Here is a 17,359-nt window from a genome sequence, read left to right as displayed (position 1 = left end):
GGATTATTTTGTGACCCGGCCCCACGCCGCCCCGACCGGCAGCACCTCCAGCCCCGCCGCCTTCGCCAGCCGCAGCAACCGGTCCAGGTCGTCGGGCGTGCAGCCATAGTCCGTCGGCCGGTCGGAGACGTCGTGCCCGTAGGCCGTCAGCCAGCCGCGCCGCGCCGCCGCCTCCGCCATCAGCCCCTCGAGGTCGTAGCCGGGCAGGCGCCGGCTCTCCAGTCCGATCGACCGGATCAGCGCCCGATCCTCACGCCCGGCGTTGACCCCGTCGCGCACGCCCCGGCCCAGATCGAACCGCTCGCGCACCACCCGCTTGGCTCCCAGCGTCGCGTCCCCGAACGGCCAGGCGAAGGTGGTCATGCGATAGCCGTCCAGCCGTTCGGCCACCCAGGCGGCGTTGGCGTCGAGGCTCAGCCGCAGGGCGTCGGCGTCCATCCGCAGCGCGCTGGTGTGGCCGAAGGTGTGGCAACCGACCTCGTGCCCCGCCGCGTGCAGGGCCTGCAGATGCTCGACCTCGAACTGGTCGCGGTCCATGTTGCGGCCGCCCGCGAGGCCGCCGCAGACATAGTAGGTCGCCTTGACCCCATGTTCCGCCAGCACCGGCCCCGCCTCGGTCCAGGCGCTGGCCGGGATGTCGTCGAAGCTCAGCGAGAATGCGCCGCGCGCCGGCGCGATGGTCACCGCTTCGATGTCGAGATAGCGCGCGGCACGCCGGCGCATCTGGTCGATCAGCTTCATGGGTGCAGAATGCACCCTCGGCGCTTAAGGAACGGTTTGGCCTCGCCTTGCCCGGCCAAGGCCGCCCGTCTAGGGTCCGCCGCCTTCTTCCCCGGACGAAAAAGCCCGCCGTGACCCCCGAACCGCTCGCCTTCCAGGACCTGATCCTGACGCTCCACAAATACTGGGGCGATCAGGGCTGCGCCATTCTCCAGCCCTATGACATCGAGGTCGGCGCCGGCACCCTGCATCCGGCCACCGTTCTGCGCGCCCTCGGCCCGCGCCCGTGGAAGGCCGCCTATGTCCAGCCCAGCCGCCGCCCCGGCGACGGCCGCTATGGCGAGAACCCCAACCGCCTCCAGCACTATTACCAGTATCAGGTCATCCTGAAGCCCAACCCCGACGACCTGCAGGCCCTCTACCTCGGCTCGCTGAAGGCGATCGGCATCGATCCGAAGCTGCACGACATCCGCTTCGTCGAGGACGACTGGGAGAACCCGACTGTCGGGGCCTGGGGACTGGGCTGGGAAGTCTGGTGCGACGGGATGGAGGTGACGCAGTTCACCTATTTCCAGGGCGTGGGCGGCATCGAGGTCGATGTGGTCTCGGGCGAGCTGACCTACGGGCTGGAGCGTCTGGCGATGTACGTCCAGGGCGTCGACAACGTCTACGACCTGAAGTTCACCAGGGAAGGCCTGACCTATGGCGAGGTTTTCCTCGAGAACGAGCGCCAGCAGTCCGAGGCCAATTTTCACGGCTATGACGTCGACGGGCTGAAACGCCGGTTCGAGGACATGGTCGGTGAGGTCACACGTTTTCTCGCGATGAAGGGTCCGCAGGATCAGGCGCTGGTGCTGCCGGCCTATGATCAGGTCCTGAAAGCATCCCACCTGTTCAACCTGATGGATGCTCGCGGCGCCATCGCGGTGGCTGAACGTCAGAGCTACATCGGCCGCATCCGCGACCTGTGCAAAGCCTGCGCCACCGAATGGGTTGAGCAGGAGAGAGCACGATCATGATCGCCCGTATCTGTCTGGCCGCCGTCGCGGCCCTTTCGCTGACCGCCGCCGTCGCGGTCCCGGCCTTCGCCCAGGACGGCGAGGCCTTCATCGACTACCAGTCCGGCGACACGGAGATGAACGCCGCCATCGAGGAGGCGCGGCGCACGCTGCCGGTCTTCTGGGCGCGATTGTCGGCCGGCGAACCGAATGGCGGCGAGATGCTGAAGGTGGCCCTGCCGGCCAGCAACGGCGGGCGCGAGCACATCTGGGTCGAGGGGGTGACGGTCACCCCGGACGGTTTCGCCGGACGCCTGTACAACCACCCGCGCCGCCTGCCGGGCATGGTCCAGGGCTCGCCGGTCCTGTTCGAGGCCAACCAGATTTCGGACTGGACCTATGTCCGCCACGACCGGATGTGGGGCAATTTCACCGGCCGGGCCATGCTGTCCGACCTGCCGCCCGAGGACGCCCGGCGCATGCGCGCCTACCTCTCAGACACTCCGCTTGAACCGACTTCGGACTAGATGCCCCAGCTTCTCCTCGAACTATTTTCCGAAGAAATCCCCGCCCGCATGCAGGGCGGCGCCGCGCGCGATCTCGAGCGCATGGCCGCCGAACGGCTGAAGGCCGCCGGGCTGACGTATGACGCCCTGACGACCTTCGCCGGGCCGCGGCGGCTGACGCTGGTGGTCGAGGGGCTGCCGGCGGCGACGCCCGACCGGGAGGAAGAGGTCAAGGGGCCGCGGGCCAATGCGCCGGAACAGGCGCTGGACGGCTTCCTGCGCAAGACCGGCCTGACGAAGGACCAGCTCGTCGAGCGCGACGGCGTCTTCTTCGCCGTCCTCCGCAGCCAGGGCCAGGCCACCGCCGCTCTGATACCGGGCATGGTCGACCAGATCATCCGCGGGTTTCCGTGGCCGAAGTCGATGCGCTGGGCCGACGGGACGCTGCGCTGGGTGCGGCCGCTGAAGCGCATCCTGTGCCTGTTCGACGGCAAGGTCGTGCCCTTCACCGTGGCGGACGGTTCGCCCGATCTGGGCGGGCGGGTTCAGGGGATCGAGACCTTCGACGCGACCGAAGGCCATCGCTTCATGGGCACGGGGCGACCGCTGAAGATCCGCGACTTCGCCGACTACCGCCGCCAGCTGGAGTCCAACCACGTCATCCTCGACGTCGCCGACCGCAAGCTGCGCATCCTCGAGGGCGCGCGGAAGGTCTGCGCCGACCGGGGCCTCGCGCTGGTCGATGACGACGGCCTGCTGGACGAGGTCGCCGGCCTCGCAGAATGGCCGACGCCGATCCTCGGCGACATGGACCCGGCCTTCCTCAGCCTGCCGCCCGAGGTGGTCCGGCTGTCGATGAAGACGCACCAGAAATATTTCGCCGTGCGCGATCCGGGGACGCACGGGCTGGCCCCGCATTTCGTGGTCGTGGCCAATGTCGAGGCGACCGACGGGGGCAAGGCCCTGGCCGCCGGCAACAGCCGGGTGTTGTCGGCCCGTCTGGATGATGCCCGCTTCTTCTGGGACGAGGACCTGAAAACCGGGTTCGAGGTCTGGGCCAAGAAGCTGGAGGGGGTGACCTTCCATGCGAAGCTGGGGACGCTGGCCGAGCGGGTCGAGCGGATCGCGGCGCTGGCCCGCGAGATCGCGCCGCTGGTGGGGGCTGACCCGGATCAGGCCGAGGCCGCCGCGCGGATCGCCAAGGCCGATCTGGCTTCCGGCATGGTCGGGGAGTTCCCGGAGCTTCAGGGCGTCATGGGCGGCTACTACGCCCGCGCCTTCGGCCATCCGGACGCCGTCGCCGACGCCGTCCGCGATCACTACAAGCCGCAGGGGCCGGCGGACTCCGTGCCGACCGCGCCGCTGACGGTGGCGGTGGCTCTGGCGGACAAGCTGGACACGTTGGTCGGGTTCTTCGCCATTGATGAGAAGCCCACGGGGTCGAAGGACCCGTTCGCCCTGCGACGGGCGGCGTTGGGGGTGATCCGGCTGGTGCTGGAGACCGGCATGCGGGCCCGACTGCTTTCCCTTGCAACCACGGCCTATGACCGCGTGGATGAAGGCACCTTCCAACGACATGTCGCTGAGCGACGCGCCGCTGGGGGGTCGTTTGCGGCGGGACGAGCGACAGTTCGAAATTCAAATGGCAACGATCCGCGAGCCGGTGACCTCCTCGCCTTCTTCGCCGACCGTCTGAAGGTGCTCCTCCGCGATCAGGGCAAGCGCCACGACCTCGTCGATGCCGTCTTCGCGCTGGGGGACGACGACCTCGTCCGCATCGTGCGGCGGGTGGAGGCCCTCGACGGCTTCCTCGCCACGGACGACGGGGCCAATCTGCTGGCCGGGTACAAGCGGGCGTCCAACATCCTCAGGGCCGAGGAGAAGAAGGGCCCCGTGCCGACCGGCGAACCGGCCGTGCGCGAGGGCGCGCTTGCCCAGGAGGTCGCGCTGATCCTCGCCGTCGCCGGCGCGGACTTCGAGGTCGGCAAGGCGCTGGAGACCGAGGACTTCGCCGAGGCCATGCGTCAGCTCTCCCTGCTGCGCGCGCCGGTCGACGCCTTCTTCGACAAGGTGATGGTCAATTCCGACGTGGCCGCGGAACGCGACAACCGCCTGAAACTGCTGGGCCGGGTCCGTGCGGTCATGGGCCGGGTGGCGGACTTCGGCCAGGTCGCGGGGTAAATCAGCGTCCTTCTCCCCTTGCGGGAGAAGGTGGCCCGCGAAGCGGGTCGGATGAGGGGTCATTCCGCCGGAAGGATATCTGGCGGGGGGCGATCGCTCTCCGGAACCGCTTGTGCGACCCCTCATCCGTCAGCCTTCGGCTGCCACCTTCTCCCGCAAGGGGAGAAGGAATGGGGCGAGAGTCTCGCTTCGACCGAAAAATGCGAATTCCGCTACTCTCGCCCCTTTGAGGACACGCGTCCGGGCGTTCGGGTGTGTCGCCGCGCCTGGGCGGTCGCGGCGTGGAGGCTGGATTGTCAAAGACCTGGCGGCGATCCGGAGATCGACACGGGTATTTTACGGCCGCTGGAACGGGCGCCAGGAAGAAAATTTTCATGAGGGACGGGAAGGGCGGGTTTCGGGGGCGAGAAGGGCGGCCTGTCCGGGGCGAAAGTCCTGATCCGGGTCAGCGGTTGGCCAGATCCGGCTGATCCATGAACGCCGCATCCAGCCCATGGGCCGCGAACCGGGCCAGCCGCTCCCTCAGCCGCCCGTGCGCCGCCGGGGCGTCGCCGATCCGGTCGCCCTCCGGCAGGAAGGCGTTCTCGGCGCGGAAGGTCCAGCCGGCGACCCTCAGGCCGGCGGCGTGGGCGTCGGCGATCAGGGCGGTCGGGGCGTCGGGCGCCGGTTCGATCAGGGCTGTGTCGGCGCCGATCCAGCTGCCGTATCCGGCGATCCCGGCGAGGCCTTCGGGCGTGGTCATGGCGGCGAAGGTCAGGTCGGGCCGGTCGAACGGGCCGCCGGACGCGGCGACCAGTTGCAGCAGCGGCGCGGCGATCCGGTGGCGCAGGCGCTGCAGCGTCCCGACCTCGAAACACTGGATCAGGATCGGGGCGTCCGGACCCGTCAAACCCCGTCGCTCCAGCGCCCCGATAAAGGCGTCCTCCATCGGCAGGCCGAGGGCGGCGAAACAGGACGGATGCTTGAGCTCGGGCGCGATCCCGACGCCCGCCGCCGCGGCGATGTCGAGCGCCTCGTCGAAGGTCAGGATCGGCTCGCGCCCGTCGAAGGCCGTGTTGGCGGGCCGCAGCTCGGGCAGGCGCTCCCGGGCGCGCAGCGTCTTCAGCTCGGCGAGGGTGAAGTCCTCGGCGAACCATCCGGTCACGGACCGGCCGTCGACGGTCCTGGTCGCGCGACGGGCGGCGAACGCCGGCCGGGCGGCGACGTCGGTCGTGCCGGAAATCTCGTTCTCGTGGCGCACGATCAGCACGCCGTCCCGGCTCATCACCAGATCGGGTTCGATAAAGTCGGCGCCCTGTTCGATGGCCCGTTCATACGCCGCGCGGGTGTGCTCCGGCCGTTCGCCCGAAGCGCCGCGATGGGCGATGATCAGGGGCCGGCCCAGCCGTCAGGCCCCCAGGATCCAGCCCTCTTCCTGCTCGACCTTCGCGATCAGGGCCTCGTCCGCGTCCCTGGGCGGGGCGAAGGCGGCGGACAGGCTTCCCGCCTCGTCCAGCTTCGCGAAATGCTCGGCCGTGAGGCGGACCTGGGCCTGGTCCTTGAACTCGCCCGGTGCGGGCTTCACGTCGAACATCGACGGATAGACCTCGACCACCAGGGCCGAGAGGGGCTCGACATCGGCCGGCTCCAGCGCCCGCCAGCCGGTGCCGAACGGCCAGACGGCGCCCGAGGGGCCGAGCGTCTCCAGCAGGCGGCGCACGGCCGGCACGCCCACCAGCGTCTGCCCGCCGACCGCGCCGGCGCCGTGCATCTGCCAGACCGATTTGGGCTGGAGCCTGCCCTTGCGCACCGCGGTCTGGGTGGCGCGGTACTCGGGGATGTCCGCGCCCGCGCCGGCCGGCGGCTTGGTCGTGGTCAGCCAGCGCTGGGCCTGATTGGCCGGAGCGCCCCACATGGGCCAGGCCTCGTCGGTCATCAGCCGGTTGATCTTGGCCGCGACCTGATAACGGTTGTTGGTGTTGTCGGCCTTGTCGACCACGTTGGAGGCGAGGAATTTCCACATCGCCGACCATGGCGTTCCCGTCAGCTTCAGCCGCGCGGCCGTGCCGGCGGGGAAGCCGAAATTGAAGTCGAACCCGACCAGCACCCGGTCGCCGCGCTTGCGGTGCTCGGCCAGCAGGGAGGCCAGCAGGGCCTCGCCCTCGGCCCGGGTCGCGACATTGTGGGTCTCGGTATAGAGGCGGAACCGCACGTCCCGCTTGGCCACGCCGAGCCACACCGAACCTTCGCCCAGCTTCCTGCCCTCGGCGGCGGTCCAGTCGGCGATGATGTAGGCGTCAAACAGGCGGGCCACGGGGGCTCCTCGGGAACTCGGGAACGGGGATGGGGGGTTCTAGCCCTCCGCCCCGTGGAGCGGCAATGGCCGGACCCAAATCATCCGTTGGGTCACCCCTTCAGCAGCGCCTCCAGATGCGACAGCCAGCGGCGGCCGAGCCTCAGGGCCTCGCCGGGCGAACTGGTCTGGACCGGCAGGGTGGCGTCCCAAAGGGCCAGTTCGAACTCGGGGTGGCGGGCGTCGGCGAACATCAGCCGCAGCACCACCTGTTCGGCGTCGGGGGCCATCAGGTCCAGCGCCTTGCGGGCCTCGCCGCGGCGGACGCGGGCGACGACATGACCGTCGACGATGATCTCGCCGCCCTCGATCTCCTCGAAGGCGTAGACCAGACCCGAGCCGCCGCGGTTCCACAGCACGGCGACCTGGGCGCCGTCGAAGTCGAGGCCGGCGGCGCGGCCCTCGGCGGGCGACAGGGCCTCGGCCTCCGGCGTGGCGCCGAGCGACTTGAGCAGGGCCCGGCGCATGCGGCGGACGGGTTCCATCCACCAGGCCAGGACCAGGGCGGCCGTGGTCAGGGCCGCCGCCGCCAGCGCCACCAGCAGGATGACCCGGAGCGCGTCGGCCACGGCTAGACCTCGATCGGCTGAGGGGGAACCGCTTCGCGGTTCCACTGATGCCGTGAATCGAGGTCCAGCATCATACCGGGACGTGATCTCGTCCGAAAACCGCTCACACTTTTCGGGATCACGTCCTAGTCCTCCAGTTCGACGACGACGGGGACGTGATCCGAAGGCTTGTCCATGTCGCGGGCGTCGCGATGGGTCTCGACCCCCACGAAGCGGTCGGCGGCCTGGGGCGAGAGCAGGTGGAAGTCGATGCGGATGCCGTGGTCGCGCTGCCAGGCCCCGGCCTGGTAGTCCCAGAAGGTGAAGGTCCCGGGCGGCTGCTTGCCCAGTTCGCCGGCGTCCGACAGGCCGAGATGGCGCAGGGCGCGGAAGGCGGCCCGGCTCCCGGGCTGGAACAGGGCGTCCGTGACCCAGGCCGACGGGTTCCGGGCGTCCTCCGGCGTCGGGATGACGTTGTAGTCGCCGCACAGGGTGAAGGCCTCTTCCTGCCGCAGCAGATCCTTCGCATGGGCCTGCAGCCGGTCCATCCACGCCAGCTTGTAGGCAAATTTCTCGGTCCCGATCGGATTGCCGTTGGGCAGGTAGAGGCAGCCGATGCGAACGGGACGGGGGGCCTCGATCACCGCCTCGATGTAGCGCGCCTGTTCGAACTCGGCCTCGAAGCCCGAGGCGTCGACGCCGGGCAGGCCGCGGCGCACGTCGGACAGGGGATATTTCGACAGCAGGGCGACGCCGTTGTAGGTCTTCTGGCCGTTGGTCTCGACATTGTAGCCGAGCGACTCGAAGGCCTCCCGCGGGAATTTCTCGTCCAGGCATTTGATCTCCTGGAAGCCGACCACGTCCGGCCGGGCGGCCTCCAGCCACGCCAGCACCGTCGGCAGGCGGGCGTTGACCGAGTTCACGTTCCAGGTGGCGATGCGCATGCGCCATGCTTACGGCGCATCGGGGCCGTCTGTGAAGCGGGCATCGCCCAAACGAAAACGCCCCGGAGCGAACTCCGGGGCGTCGTTCATCGGGCCCCGGAGGACCGGCTATTGTTCGGACGTCGCCGGCGCGGCGGCGGGAGCCGGCGTCAGGGTGCAGCCTCCGCCGATGTTCTGGGCGGTGGCGCAGGGGTGGAACTGCTGCGCCTTCCAGGCGGCGTCGACGCGGACGAAATAGCCGTCGCCGGCGGTGCATTTGACCTCGTAGACCGTCAGCCCCTGGGCGTCGCGGCCGACGCGGCGGGCCTGCTGGACGTCGCAGGGCGCGGCCGGGGAGTCGGCCAGGACGCCCCGCCACGACGCCAGCACCTCGGCGGGCGTGGTGTAGCGGCAGGCCGTGTTCGAGAGCGCCAGGTCCCAGCACGGAGTGGTCTTCCAGCCGTCCTGGAGCTTCTCGACCCAGTAGCCAACGCCCTCGGAGCAGCCGACCTCGTAGATGAGGTTGCCGGCGGCGCTCTTGCCGATCGCGGCGGCCTGGTCGGTCGTGCAGGCCAGGCCGGCGTCGCGGGCGAAGCCGCCGATGACGGCCAGGCCGTTCTGGTTGGCGGGAAGGGTGCACTGCTGGCCGACGTTGGCCGCCGGATCGCGGAGACGGGAGGTCTCGGCCTGGCCGGCCAGCTCCAGGCAGTTGAAGACCTGGGGCGGGGTGGACGCCAGGGCCAGATAGCCGGGCCCCGAGGCGCAGACGGCCTCGTACAGCGATTGCTGCTCGGGGTTCACGCCCAGCAGGGAGGCCTCGGTGACCTCGCAGACCACGCCCGCCGCCGTCAGCTGGGCCCGGACGGCGGTCTTGACCTCCTCGGCGCTGGGCTGCGGGGCCTGATCGCGGTTCCGGCGGCCGCGCGGGTCCCGGGTGCGGGTCGCGCGGTTCGACTCGGGCTGGGCTTCCTGGGCGTCGGCCGGGCGGTCCGTGCTGGCCGCGGCCGATCCGGGCTGGGGCGTATACTGGGCGAGCGCGGGCTCGGCGACGGCCAGGGACAACGCAAGGGCGCCGGCCGCCAGGGCGAGAAGCTTGGTCAGGGACACGGGGGAACTCCTGCTGGTGAACTTCCAAAGCGTTTGAAGGCCCTCCATGGCGCGGTCAAGGCCAACCGGTGTCCGCGTCTGGACGGGAACGGTCCGTTCGGCTTATCTAGGCTGAGTTTCGATTGGAGACGGACTTGGCGGACGGCGTCGCCCCGGCGGAGACTGACCCGGCTTCGCGCGACGCGCGCGGCCTGACCTATCCGTATCCGGCCCCGCCGGCGTCCGGCGAGGCGGTCGAGGTCGCGCCCGGCGTGTTGTGGATGCGGCTGTCGATGCCGATCGCGCTGAACCACATCAACGTCTATGCGGTCGAGGACGGCGACGGCTGGGCCCTGGTCGACACCGGCCTGAACATTCCCGATTCGCGGGACCGCTGGGAAGCCCTGCTGGCCGGCCCGCTGGGCGGAAAGCCGGTGACGCGGGTGATCTGCACCCACATGCATCCCGACCACATCGGCCTGGCCGGCTGGCTGTGCGAACGGCTCGAGGCGCCGCTGGTGATGACCCGGCTGGAATACGTCACGGCGCGGATGCTGCTGGCCGACACCGGCCAGCCGGCGCCGGAAGCGGGCGCCGTCCACTATCGCGCGGCCGGCTGGGACGAGGCGCAGGTCGAGACGTATCGCCGGGAGTACGGCCAGTTCGGCCGCGCCGTTTCAGCCATGCCCTCCGGCTATGTCCGGATGCGCGAGGGCGACCGCCTCGGCATCGGCGGCCGCGACTGGCGGGTGGTGGTCGGGGAGGGGCACAGTCCCGAACACGCCTGCCTGTGGCGCGAGGACGATGGCGTGGTGCTGGGCGGCGATCAGATCCTGCCGAGGATTTCGTCCAATGTCTCGGTCTGGCCGACCGAGCCGGACGCCGATCCGTTGGGCGACTGGCTGGCCTCGCTGGAGCGGATGAAGACGGTGTTCCCCGACGACGTGCTGGTGCTGCCCTCGCATGGCGAGCCGTTCCAGGGCGTGCAGAACCGGCTGGACGCCCTGATCCGGGGACATCTGACCGCCCTCAGGCGGCTGGAGCGGACGCTGCGGGAGCCCCGGCGGGCGGTGGACGTCTTTTCCGCCCTGTTCGCGCGGCCCGTCGGCGACGGCGTCCGCGGCATGGCGACGGGCGAGGCGATCGCGCATCTGAACTATCTGCTGCAACGGGGCCGGGTCAGCCGGACCCGGGACGCCGGGGGCGTCGACTGGTGGACCATCATCGAACAGGGAGAGGCGGCGTGACCGACCATATTCGCACCGGGCTTGAGGGCGGCGTCCTGACCGTCACCCTGGCGCGGCCGGAGAAGAAGAACGCCATCACCCAGGCCATGTACGCGGCCCTCTCGGACGCGACGGAACGGGCGCGCACGGACGAGGCGGTCCGGGTGCTGTTGTTCCGGAGCGAGGGCGACAGCTTCTCGGCCGGCAACGACATCGCCGACTTCATCGCCATCGGATCGCAGACCGGCGAGCCGCTGGACATGTCGGTTTTCCGCTTCCTGAAGGCCCTGGCCGAGCTGGACAAGCCGGCGGTCGCCGCCGTGCGGGGCCGGGCGGTCGGCATCGGCCTGACCCTGCTGCTCCATTGCGACATGGTGGTGGTGGCGGAGGATGCGCTGCTGTCGGCGCCCTTCATCAACCTGGCGCTGGCGCCGGAAGCGGCCTCGTCGCTGCTTCTGCCGGCGGTGCTGGGGCATCAGCGGGCGTTCGAGATCTTCGCCCTCGGCGAACCGATCGACGGGCGGACCGCGCTGGCCTGGGGCCTGGCCAACCGGGCGGTTCCGGCCGACCAGGTCGAGGCGACGGCGCTGGAGCTGGCCGGCAAGCTGGCGTCCCGCGCGCCGAACTCGATCCGCCGGACCAAGGCGCTGATGCGGGATTCCGAACGCCTCTGGGCGCTGATGCAGCGCGAAGGCGAGGTCTTCGGCAGCCAGATGAAGAGTCCCGAGGCGATGGAGGCCTTCATGGCCTTCAGCCAGAAGCGCGCGCCCGATTTCTCGAAAGCCGGTTGATTCGGCTGGGCGACGGTCCTAGTTGCGCCGCCTGATGTTCGACGTCGTGCCCAAGCCCGCGCCTGTGCGCATCGAAGCCGAGACGCCCGCCGACGCCGCCGCGGTCGAGGCGCTGGTCCTGGCCGCCTTCGGCCCGGGCCGGTTCGCCAAGACGGCGGAGCGGCTGCGCGAGCGCTCGAGCGTGGCGGCGGCCTTCGTGGCGCGCGACGAGGGACGGCCGATCGGATCGGTGCGCCTGTGGCGGATCACGATCGGCGAGACCCCGGCCCTGTTCCTGGGGCCCATCGCGGTGGCCCCGGACAGCCGCAAGGCCGGGCTGGGCGCCGATCTGGTCCAGGCTTGCGTGGACCACGCCGCCAGCCTCGGCGTCGGCATCCTGCTGGTCGGAGACGTGGGCTATTTCGAGCGTTTCGGCTTCGCCGTCGCGCCCGACGTGCGACTGTCCGGCCCGGTCGATCGCGCCCGCCTGCTGTGGCGAGGCGAGGGAGAGCCCGCCGGTCTGGCGCGCGCCGTCAGTCAGGGCTGACGGAAAAAACACAGTGCGAAGTGTGCGAAGCGTCCGCTGCGTGCGCTCCGTACGCGTGCGAAAACAGCGTCCGAAGCGTGCGAAGCGTCCACTCCGTCCGCACGGCGTCGACGGCGGGCGCGCGCGGTATTCGATTGTCAAAAGACCCGTCCGGACTGGACGGCGGTCATGATGCCGTGCGCCTGCGTCGGATATGGACGTAGGGGGGAGATAGAGCCGACAGGGGTTTGCCGCCGCCGTCACGACGCCTAAGTCTGGACCATGGCATCCACCGCCGACAGCAAGACAGGACTGGCCGCCATCGCCGAGGCGGCGAAACAGGCGCCGGGCCGGGGCCTGCCGCCCGTGCATCTGTGGCATCCGGCGCACTGCGGCGAGATCGACATCGTCATCCGCCGCGACGGCGTCTGGATGCACGAAGGCTCGCCGATCGGCCGGGCCGAGCTGGTGCGGCTGTTCTCGACGGTGCTGCGCAAGGACGACGACGGCTATGTGCTGGTCACGCCGGGCGAGAAGCTGTCGATCACGGTCGAGGACCTGCCGTTCCGGGCGGTGACCGTGGAGCGGCGCGGGGAGGCGCTGGTCTTCACCACCGATGTCGGCGACGAGGCCGGGGCGGGGCCTGAACACCCCATCGTGGTCGAGACGGATCCGGAGACGGGCGAGCCCTCCCCATCGGTGCGCGTCCGGGCCGATCTATGGGCGCGGATCGCCCGGCCGGTCTTCTATGAACTGGTCGAGATGGCGGACGTCGCGGACGGGCGGTTGACGGTGCGCTCGAATGGCGCGGCCTTCGCGCTCGGCCCGGTCGGAGCGGGCGTGGAATGAGCCTGTCCACCCTGCGTGCACGCCTGATCGAGCGGCTGGAGCCCGCTGCCGGCTGGAGCCCGGACAGGGTCCCGGCGCGGTCGGACTTCGACCTCAATCCGGGCGCGGCGCGTCCGGATCGCACGTTGCGGCCCGCGGCGGTGCTGATTCCGGTGATCGCCGAGCCGGAGGGGGCCAAGGTGCTGATGACCCGGCGATCGGACAGTCTGGCCAGCCATACGGGGCAGATCGCCTTCCCCGGCGGCCGGCTCGACCCCGGCGAGACCGCCGTCGACGCCGCCCTGCGCGAAGCCTTCGAGGAGGTGGCGCTGGATCCTGCCCTGGTGGAGGTGCTGGGGCTGGGCGACGCCTATGAGACCGGCACGGGCTTTCTGGTGACGCCGGTGGTCGGCTGGTTGACGGAACGGCCCGCGACCACGCCCGCCCTGGACGAGGTGGCGGAGGTGTTCGAGGTCCCGTGGGACTTCCTGATGGACGTCGCCAACCACCGCCAGGACTCGTACGAGCGGGACGGCCAGCCGCCGCGCTGGTTCTGGGCCATGCCCTGGGGCGAGCGCTACATCTGGGGGGTGACAGCGGGGATCATCCGGGCCCTGCATACGCGGCTGTACGGTCTCGAGGCCGCGCCCGACGCGGCGGCGGCGGAGGATGCGGCATGAGCGTTCGGCTGACGGACCAGCCCTGGCTGACGGCCTCGTCCACGCGGGCTGTGATGGCGGCGCTGGAGGCGGCGGGCGGCCCCGGCTGCGCCCGCTTCGTCGGCGGCTGCGTGCGCAACGCCCTGATCGGCGCGCCGGTGGCCGACATCGATATCGCCACCACGCTGAAGCCGGAGGAGACCGACCGCGCCATCCGCGCGGCCGGGTTGAAATCCGTGCCCACCGGCATGACCCACGGCACGGTGACCGCGGTGTCGGAGCGCCAGCCGTTCGAGATCACCACCCTGCGCCGCGACGTTTCCACCGACGGCCGCAACGCCACCGTCGCCTTCACGGACGACTGGGCCGAGGACGCCGCGCGCCGGGATTTCCGCCTCAACGCCCTCTACGCCGACGCCGAGGGTCGGGTGTTCGATCCGACGGGGGAGGGGCTGGCGGACGCCGAGGCCGGGCGGATCGTCTTCGTCGGCGATCCGCGAACCCGCATCAGCGAGGACTATCTGCGCATACTGCGCTTCTTCCGCTTCCATGCGTGGTATGGTCGGGGCGACCCCGACGCGGCGGCGCTGGAAGCCTGCCGGGCGCTCGTGTCGGGCATGACGCGCCTGTCCGCCGAGCGGGTGTCCAAGGAGCTGATGACCCTGCTGGCGGCGCCCGATCCGCGCCCCGCCGTGACGGCGATGACCGGGACCGGCGTGCTGGCCCAGGTCCTGCCGGAGGCCGGGTCGAGCCAGCTGTTCGAGGCGGTGGTCGGGCTGAGTTCCGACCCGGTGGTGCGGCTGGCGGCGCTTCTTCCGGCGGACGAGAGGCTGGCGAGAGACGCTTCGGCCCGCCTGCGGTTGTCAAACTCCATCCGCGACCGGTTGGCCGCCGCCGCACGGATTGCGCCCATGGTCAGCCTGACGATGAACGAAGCCGCGGTCCGCGCCGCCGTCTGGCGCCACGGACGCCGGGCCGTCGCCGACGCCCTGTTCCGGCGCTGGGCCGGGGCTCCGGGCGAGGCCGTCACCGCCCGCCGCCTTCTCGCCGTCGCCGAAGACTGGAAGCGGCCGCCCATGCCCGTCGGCGGGCGCGAGCTGGCGCGGCTGGGCGTCGAGCCCGGACCGGAGACGGGCCGACTGCTCAAGGCCTTCGAGGAGAGCTGGATCGCCGACGACTTTCCACCGCACGGCCACGCCGAAAGGTTGGCCGCCCTGGTCAGCGCGCCGCGCGGGTGATCCCGGTCACCACCGGGCGATGGTCCGAGCCCGTGGAGCCGCCCAGACGGCGGCTGACGAAAGCCAGGTCCGGCGAGGCGTAGACCTGGTCGATGGTGATGCCGAGAACGGCGGGCAGGTCGCCCGGCCAGGTGCCGGGGAAGCCGGGCGCGGGATGCAGGCCGAGGTCCCGCCGGACCTGTTTGCCGATGCGGGCGCTCGAGACGCTGTTGAAGTCCCCCGCCGCCACGACCGGGCCGTCGAGACCCTCGATCACCGTATCCAGCGCCATGGTCTGGCTGATCTGGCCCCAGGAGTGCTGGAACGGCCAGGGTCGGGTCAGGTGGACGCCGACGACATTGACCGGGCCCAGCGGCGTCCGGACGGTCGCCGCGACTGAATGGAGGCCGTCCGGCGGGTCGGCCCGCGGGGTCAGCGGCCAGCGCGAGGCGATCACCGACCGGGATGGGCCGCGGGTCTGGTCCAGCCGCATCGAGGCGGCGCGGTGCGGATAGCCCGCGAGCAGTTCGTCGATCTTCAGCGCCGGATCGCTGGCCAGTTCGATCAGGACGACGATGTCGGCGTCGGCGGCCTCGATCGACTGACGAATCCGGGCGGTGTCGTTGTTCAGATAGAAGAGGTTGGCGGAATACAGACGCACCACAGGCGCGTCCGGCTCGCCCGCGGGCCCGCCGGGGAACCACTGGGGCCAGACGGCCAGGACCAGCAGGAGACCGGCGAACCCGGCCAGGCCCGCTGCGGCCCTCATCCGCAACAGCGCAAGGCCGGCGGTCAGAAGGACCGTCGCGGACAGCGCCGGCGCCACGAACTGGGCCAGCAGGTCGACGGCCCGGTTGTCGACGCCGGCGAGCACAAGGCCCGTGAGCGCCACGACGGGGGCCAGACCCAGCAGGAACAGGACCTCCAGCCCCCGCTTCAACGTCCACGCCGGAAGCCGGAAACGCCGGCCTTGCCTTTCATGGTGAACGGGGTTCGTCATGGCGCGTTACGGTCTCGCTTCAGGAGGGCAGGCATGGCCAGACGGTCCGTCGCGGATATCGAGAAAATCTGGTCCAATGTCGAGGGCGTGAAGAAGCTGTCCGACCGGGCCGTGGGCGTCGGTCCGTTCGGGATCGGCCTGGACGGCCTGCTGACCTGGATACCGGTGGTGGGCACGGTCTACAGCGTCGGCGCGGCGGGCTGGCTGCTGGTCCAGGCGATGAAGGCGAAGGCGACGCCCGGCACCCTCATGCGGATGGTCAGCTATCTGGGTCTGGACAGCGCCACGACGGTGGTCGGCGAGGTGATCCCGTTCGCTCCCGACGTCGTCGACCTGCTGTTCCCCGGCCACCTGATGGCGGCCAAGGCGCTGCAGAAGGATATCGAGAGCACCCACTGGGTCGAGGCGAACGAGCGCGAGGCCCGGGCGTCAGGCGCGCACGAGAGCCATGTCGCCGACATGCGGCGGAACCCGAAGCTGCGCCGCATCGTCTATCTGCACGACTGAAACATCGGCGGAACCGGGCCGGAGACTGCTACAATTTCATCGCCAGACATAGTAATTTTGCGGGCCGTTTCGTTGAAAAGACGATGAAATTTGTCGCCTGCAGCGTCATTTGCGCGCCGCAGGAAGAGGGGCGTCCACACTGATCTCCGACGACGATGTCCGGAGATTTTTCGATGAGCGACGACCACAGCGCCCGACTGACGCTGCCCTATCTGGCGGCGGGGCAGATGCAGAAGCATGTCACCCTGAACGAGGCCCTGACCCGGCTGGACGCCCTGGTCCAGACCGCCGTGGTCAGCCGTACGACGGCGGCCCAGCCGCCCTCCGCGGCGGACGGAGCCCTGTGGATCCTGCCGGCGGACGCCTCGGGCGCTGACTGGGACGGCAAGCCCGCCGGGGCGCTGATGCGGGCGGAAGGCGGCGGCTGGACCGGGATCGCGGCGCCGGACGGGCTGATCGCCCTTGTCCTGGACGCCGACGAACTGGTGGTGCGGCACGCGGGCGCCTGGGCGCCGCTGGGAGCGCGGCTGGGCGTGGCGCAGAACCTGGGTCGGCTGGGGCTGGGAACGACCGCGGACGCCGCCAGCCCGTTCGCGGCCCGCCTGAACACCGCGCTGTGGACCGCCCTGGACGCCGCCTCGGGCGGGACCGGGGACCTGCGTCTGACGCTGAACAAGGAGGCCGCCGGGGATGTCCTGTCGTTGCTGTTCCAGAGCGGCTGGGGCGGCAGGGCGGAACTCGGCCTGGTGGGCGATGACGACCTGCGGCTGAAGGTGAGCGGCGACGGCTCCGACTGGCGGGAGGCCTTTTCGGTCGACCGGACGACGGGACGGGCGACCTTCGCCCTGGGGGCGGGTCGCCGGTCCGTGACCGTGTTCGGCGCCGACGGCGTCTACACCCCGCCGGCCTGGGCCCGGTCGGTCGAGGCGATCGCCGTCGGCGGAGGAGGCGGGGGCGGCGCGGGCGGCTTCGGCGTGTCTGGCGACCGCTTCGGCGGCGGCGGCGGCGCCGGCGGGATCGGCCGGAGCGAATGGCCGGTCGAGGAGCTGCCCGGCTTCCTGACTGTCGTGGTCGGCCCCGGCGGCGCCGGAGGCCTGGCCGGGCCGGGGGCGGACGGCGGCGACAGCCGCGTCCTGCTGGACGGCCTTCCCCTGGTGACCGCCCCGGGCGGCGGCGGCGGGCTGGACGGGGTTTCAGGCGGCGCGGCGGGGTCGGGCGGCGCGGGCATGCCCGCGTCCAACGGCGGCGGAGCCTCCAGCGTGGCCGCAGGCGGCGGAACCGGCCGCAGTCTCGACCGGCCCGATGCGCCGGGCGGGGGCGGCGCCGGCGGCG

General features: G+C 71.0%; 18 protein-coding genes. 11 read left to right on the top strand and 7 right to left on the bottom strand.

Annotated elements, in window-relative coordinates; genetic code table 11:
* Positions 1-3: 3 nt before the first annotated feature.
* Entirely contained in the window at positions 4-741 is a 738-nt protein-coding gene (locus Q8Q71_RS03695; protein ID WP_305758287.1) for a polysaccharide deacetylase family protein, read from the bottom strand.
* 110 nt (positions 742-851) lie between these two features.
* On the opposite strand from Q8Q71_RS03695, the gene Q8Q71_RS03690 reads away from it, so the two are divergent.
* The 3 genes from Q8Q71_RS03690 to glyS are packed head-to-tail and all read left to right on the top strand — an operon-like array spanning position 852 to position 4,405.
* Positions 852-1,739, top strand: coding sequence for a glycine--tRNA ligase subunit alpha (locus Q8Q71_RS03690; protein ID WP_305758286.1), 888 nt, complete (start codon positions 852-854; stop codon positions 1,737-1,739).
* Positions 1,736-2,245, top strand: coding sequence for a YegJ family protein (locus Q8Q71_RS03685; protein WP_305758285.1), 510 nt, complete (start codon positions 1,736-1,738; stop codon positions 2,243-2,245). Before Q8Q71_RS03690 ends, Q8Q71_RS03685 begins: the two co-directional genes overlap by 4 nt.
* Positions 2,246-4,405 carry a glycine--tRNA ligase subunit beta gene (gene glyS, locus Q8Q71_RS03680; RefSeq protein ID WP_305758284.1) on the top strand — a complete coding sequence of 720 codons (2,160 nt, stop codon included), beginning with the start codon at positions 2,246-2,248 and terminating at the stop codon, positions 4,403-4,405. It abuts the gene before it with no gap.
* Between the two features lie 445 nt (positions 4,406-4,850).
* Here the strand turns inward: glyS and Q8Q71_RS03675 are convergent, their stop codons facing one another.
* From Q8Q71_RS03675 to Q8Q71_RS03655, 5 genes are all read right to left on the bottom strand, one after another.
* On the bottom strand, positions 4,851-5,789 hold the full coding sequence (locus Q8Q71_RS03675; protein ID WP_305758478.1) for a glycerophosphodiester phosphodiesterase family protein: 939 nt from the start codon (positions 5,787-5,789) through the stop codon (positions 4,851-4,853).
* A gap of 3 nt (positions 5,790-5,792) precedes the next feature.
* Positions 5,793-6,698: a cobalamin biosynthesis protein CbiG gene (locus Q8Q71_RS03670; protein WP_305758283.1), complete on the bottom strand. Its 906-nt coding sequence runs from the start codon at positions 6,696-6,698 to the stop codon at positions 5,793-5,795.
* Positions 6,699-6,790: 92 nt separating this feature from the next.
* Positions 6,791-7,306, bottom strand: a complete 516-nt coding sequence (locus Q8Q71_RS03665) for a hypothetical protein (RefSeq protein WP_305758282.1) — start codon at positions 7,304-7,306, stop codon at positions 6,791-6,793.
* Positions 7,307-7,431: 125 nt separating this feature from the next.
* Complete coding sequence (xth, locus tag Q8Q71_RS03660) at positions 7,432-8,229, bottom strand: exodeoxyribonuclease III (RefSeq protein ID WP_305758281.1); 798 nt, start codon at positions 8,227-8,229, stop codon at positions 7,432-7,434.
* 108 nt (positions 8,230-8,337) lie between these two features.
* A complete protein-coding gene (locus Q8Q71_RS03655) occupies positions 8,338-9,315 on the bottom strand; it encodes a hypothetical protein (protein WP_305758280.1) in 978 nt (325 codons plus the stop codon).
* Positions 9,316-9,449: 134 nt separating this feature from the next.
* On the opposite strand from Q8Q71_RS03655, the gene Q8Q71_RS03650 reads away from it, so the two are divergent.
* From Q8Q71_RS03650 to Q8Q71_RS03625, 6 genes are all read left to right on the top strand, one after another.
* Positions 9,450-10,541: an MBL fold metallo-hydrolase gene (locus Q8Q71_RS03650; protein ID WP_305758279.1), complete on the top strand. Its 1,092-nt coding sequence runs from the start codon at positions 9,450-9,452 to the stop codon at positions 10,539-10,541.
* On the top strand, positions 10,538-11,311 hold the full coding sequence (locus Q8Q71_RS03645) for an enoyl-CoA hydratase (protein WP_305758278.1): 774 nt from the start codon (positions 10,538-10,540) through the stop codon (positions 11,309-11,311). The genes Q8Q71_RS03650 and Q8Q71_RS03645 overlap by 4 nt, the downstream gene beginning before the upstream one ends.
* A 34-nt stretch (positions 11,312-11,345) precedes the next feature.
* The gene (locus tag Q8Q71_RS03640) at positions 11,346-11,837 is read left to right on the top strand and encodes a GNAT family N-acetyltransferase (RefSeq protein ID WP_305758277.1); all 492 of its coding nucleotides are present in this window, start codon (positions 11,346-11,348) and stop codon (positions 11,835-11,837) included.
* A gap of 261 nt (positions 11,838-12,098) precedes the next feature.
* Positions 12,099-12,665: a DUF1285 domain-containing protein gene (locus Q8Q71_RS03635; RefSeq protein WP_305758276.1), complete on the top strand. Its 567-nt coding sequence runs from the start codon at positions 12,099-12,101 to the stop codon at positions 12,663-12,665.
* Entirely contained in the window at positions 12,662-13,324 is a 663-nt protein-coding gene (locus Q8Q71_RS03630; RefSeq protein ID WP_305758275.1) for a CoA pyrophosphatase, read from the top strand. The genes Q8Q71_RS03635 and Q8Q71_RS03630 overlap by 4 nt, the downstream gene beginning before the upstream one ends.
* Positions 13,321-14,541 carry a CCA tRNA nucleotidyltransferase gene (locus Q8Q71_RS03625; RefSeq protein WP_305758274.1) on the top strand — a complete coding sequence of 407 codons (1,221 nt, stop codon included), beginning with the start codon at positions 13,321-13,323 and terminating at the stop codon, positions 14,539-14,541. Before Q8Q71_RS03630 ends, Q8Q71_RS03625 begins: the two co-directional genes overlap by 4 nt.
* Here the strand turns inward: Q8Q71_RS03625 and Q8Q71_RS03620 are convergent.
* On the bottom strand, positions 14,522-15,520 hold the full coding sequence (locus tag Q8Q71_RS03620) for an endonuclease/exonuclease/phosphatase family protein (protein ID WP_305758273.1): 999 nt from the start codon (positions 15,518-15,520) through the stop codon (positions 14,522-14,524). The two genes, Q8Q71_RS03625 and Q8Q71_RS03620, sit on opposite strands and share 20 nt — an antisense overlap.
* Before the next feature lie 33 nt (positions 15,521-15,553).
* Here Q8Q71_RS03620 and Q8Q71_RS03615 point away from each other — a divergent pair, with 33 nt between their 5' ends.
* Together Q8Q71_RS03615 and Q8Q71_RS03610 are read left to right on the top strand one after the other, a co-directional pair.
* On the top strand, positions 15,554-16,027 hold the full coding sequence (locus Q8Q71_RS03615) for a DUF4112 domain-containing protein (RefSeq protein ID WP_305758272.1): 474 nt from the start codon (positions 15,554-15,556) through the stop codon (positions 16,025-16,027).
* A 173-nt stretch (positions 16,028-16,200) separates the two neighbouring features.
* Positions 16,201-17,359: DUF2793 domain-containing protein (locus tag Q8Q71_RS03610; protein WP_305758271.1), on the top strand; the 1,159-nt coding region annotated here is incomplete at its 3' end.

Origin of the sequence: Brevundimonas sp., from assembly GCF_030704825.1 — a bacterium.
GTDB lineage: Bacteria > Pseudomonadota > Alphaproteobacteria > Caulobacterales > Caulobacteraceae > Brevundimonas.
This window is presented reverse-complemented; position numbering and strand designations above follow the sequence as displayed.

What these genes read in the sequence shown, in the direction of transcription:
- Q8Q71_RS03695 (WP_305758287.1), bottom strand. Translation starts at nt 741, where the DNA reads ATGAAGCTGATCGACCAGATGCGCCGGCGTGCCGCGCGCTATCTCGAC.
- Q8Q71_RS03685 (WP_305758285.1), top strand. Translation starts at nt 1,736, where the DNA reads ATGATCGCCCGTATCTGTCTGGCCGCCGTCGCGGCCCTTTCGCTGACC.
- glyS (WP_305758284.1), top strand. Translation starts at nt 2,246, where the DNA reads ATGCCCCAGCTTCTCCTCGAACTATTTTCCGAAGAAATCCCCGCCCGC.
- xth (WP_305758281.1), bottom strand. Translation starts at nt 8,229, where the DNA reads ATGCGCATCGCCACCTGGAACGTGAACTCGGTCAACGCCCGCCTGCCG.
- Q8Q71_RS03640 (WP_305758277.1), top strand. Translation starts at nt 11,346, where the DNA reads ATGTTCGACGTCGTGCCCAAGCCCGCGCCTGTGCGCATCGAAGCCGAG.
- Q8Q71_RS03635 (WP_305758276.1), top strand. Translation starts at nt 12,099, where the DNA reads ATGGCATCCACCGCCGACAGCAAGACAGGACTGGCCGCCATCGCCGAG.
- Q8Q71_RS03630 (WP_305758275.1), top strand. Translation starts at nt 12,662, where the DNA reads ATGAGCCTGTCCACCCTGCGTGCACGCCTGATCGAGCGGCTGGAGCCC.
- Q8Q71_RS03625 (WP_305758274.1), top strand. Translation starts at nt 13,321, where the DNA reads ATGAGCGTTCGGCTGACGGACCAGCCCTGGCTGACGGCCTCGTCCACG.
- Q8Q71_RS03620 (WP_305758273.1), bottom strand. Translation starts at nt 15,520, where the DNA reads ATGACGAACCCCGTTCACCATGAAAGGCAAGGCCGGCGTTTCCGGCTT.
- Q8Q71_RS03615 (WP_305758272.1), top strand. Translation starts at nt 15,554, where the DNA reads ATGGCCAGACGGTCCGTCGCGGATATCGAGAAAATCTGGTCCAATGTC.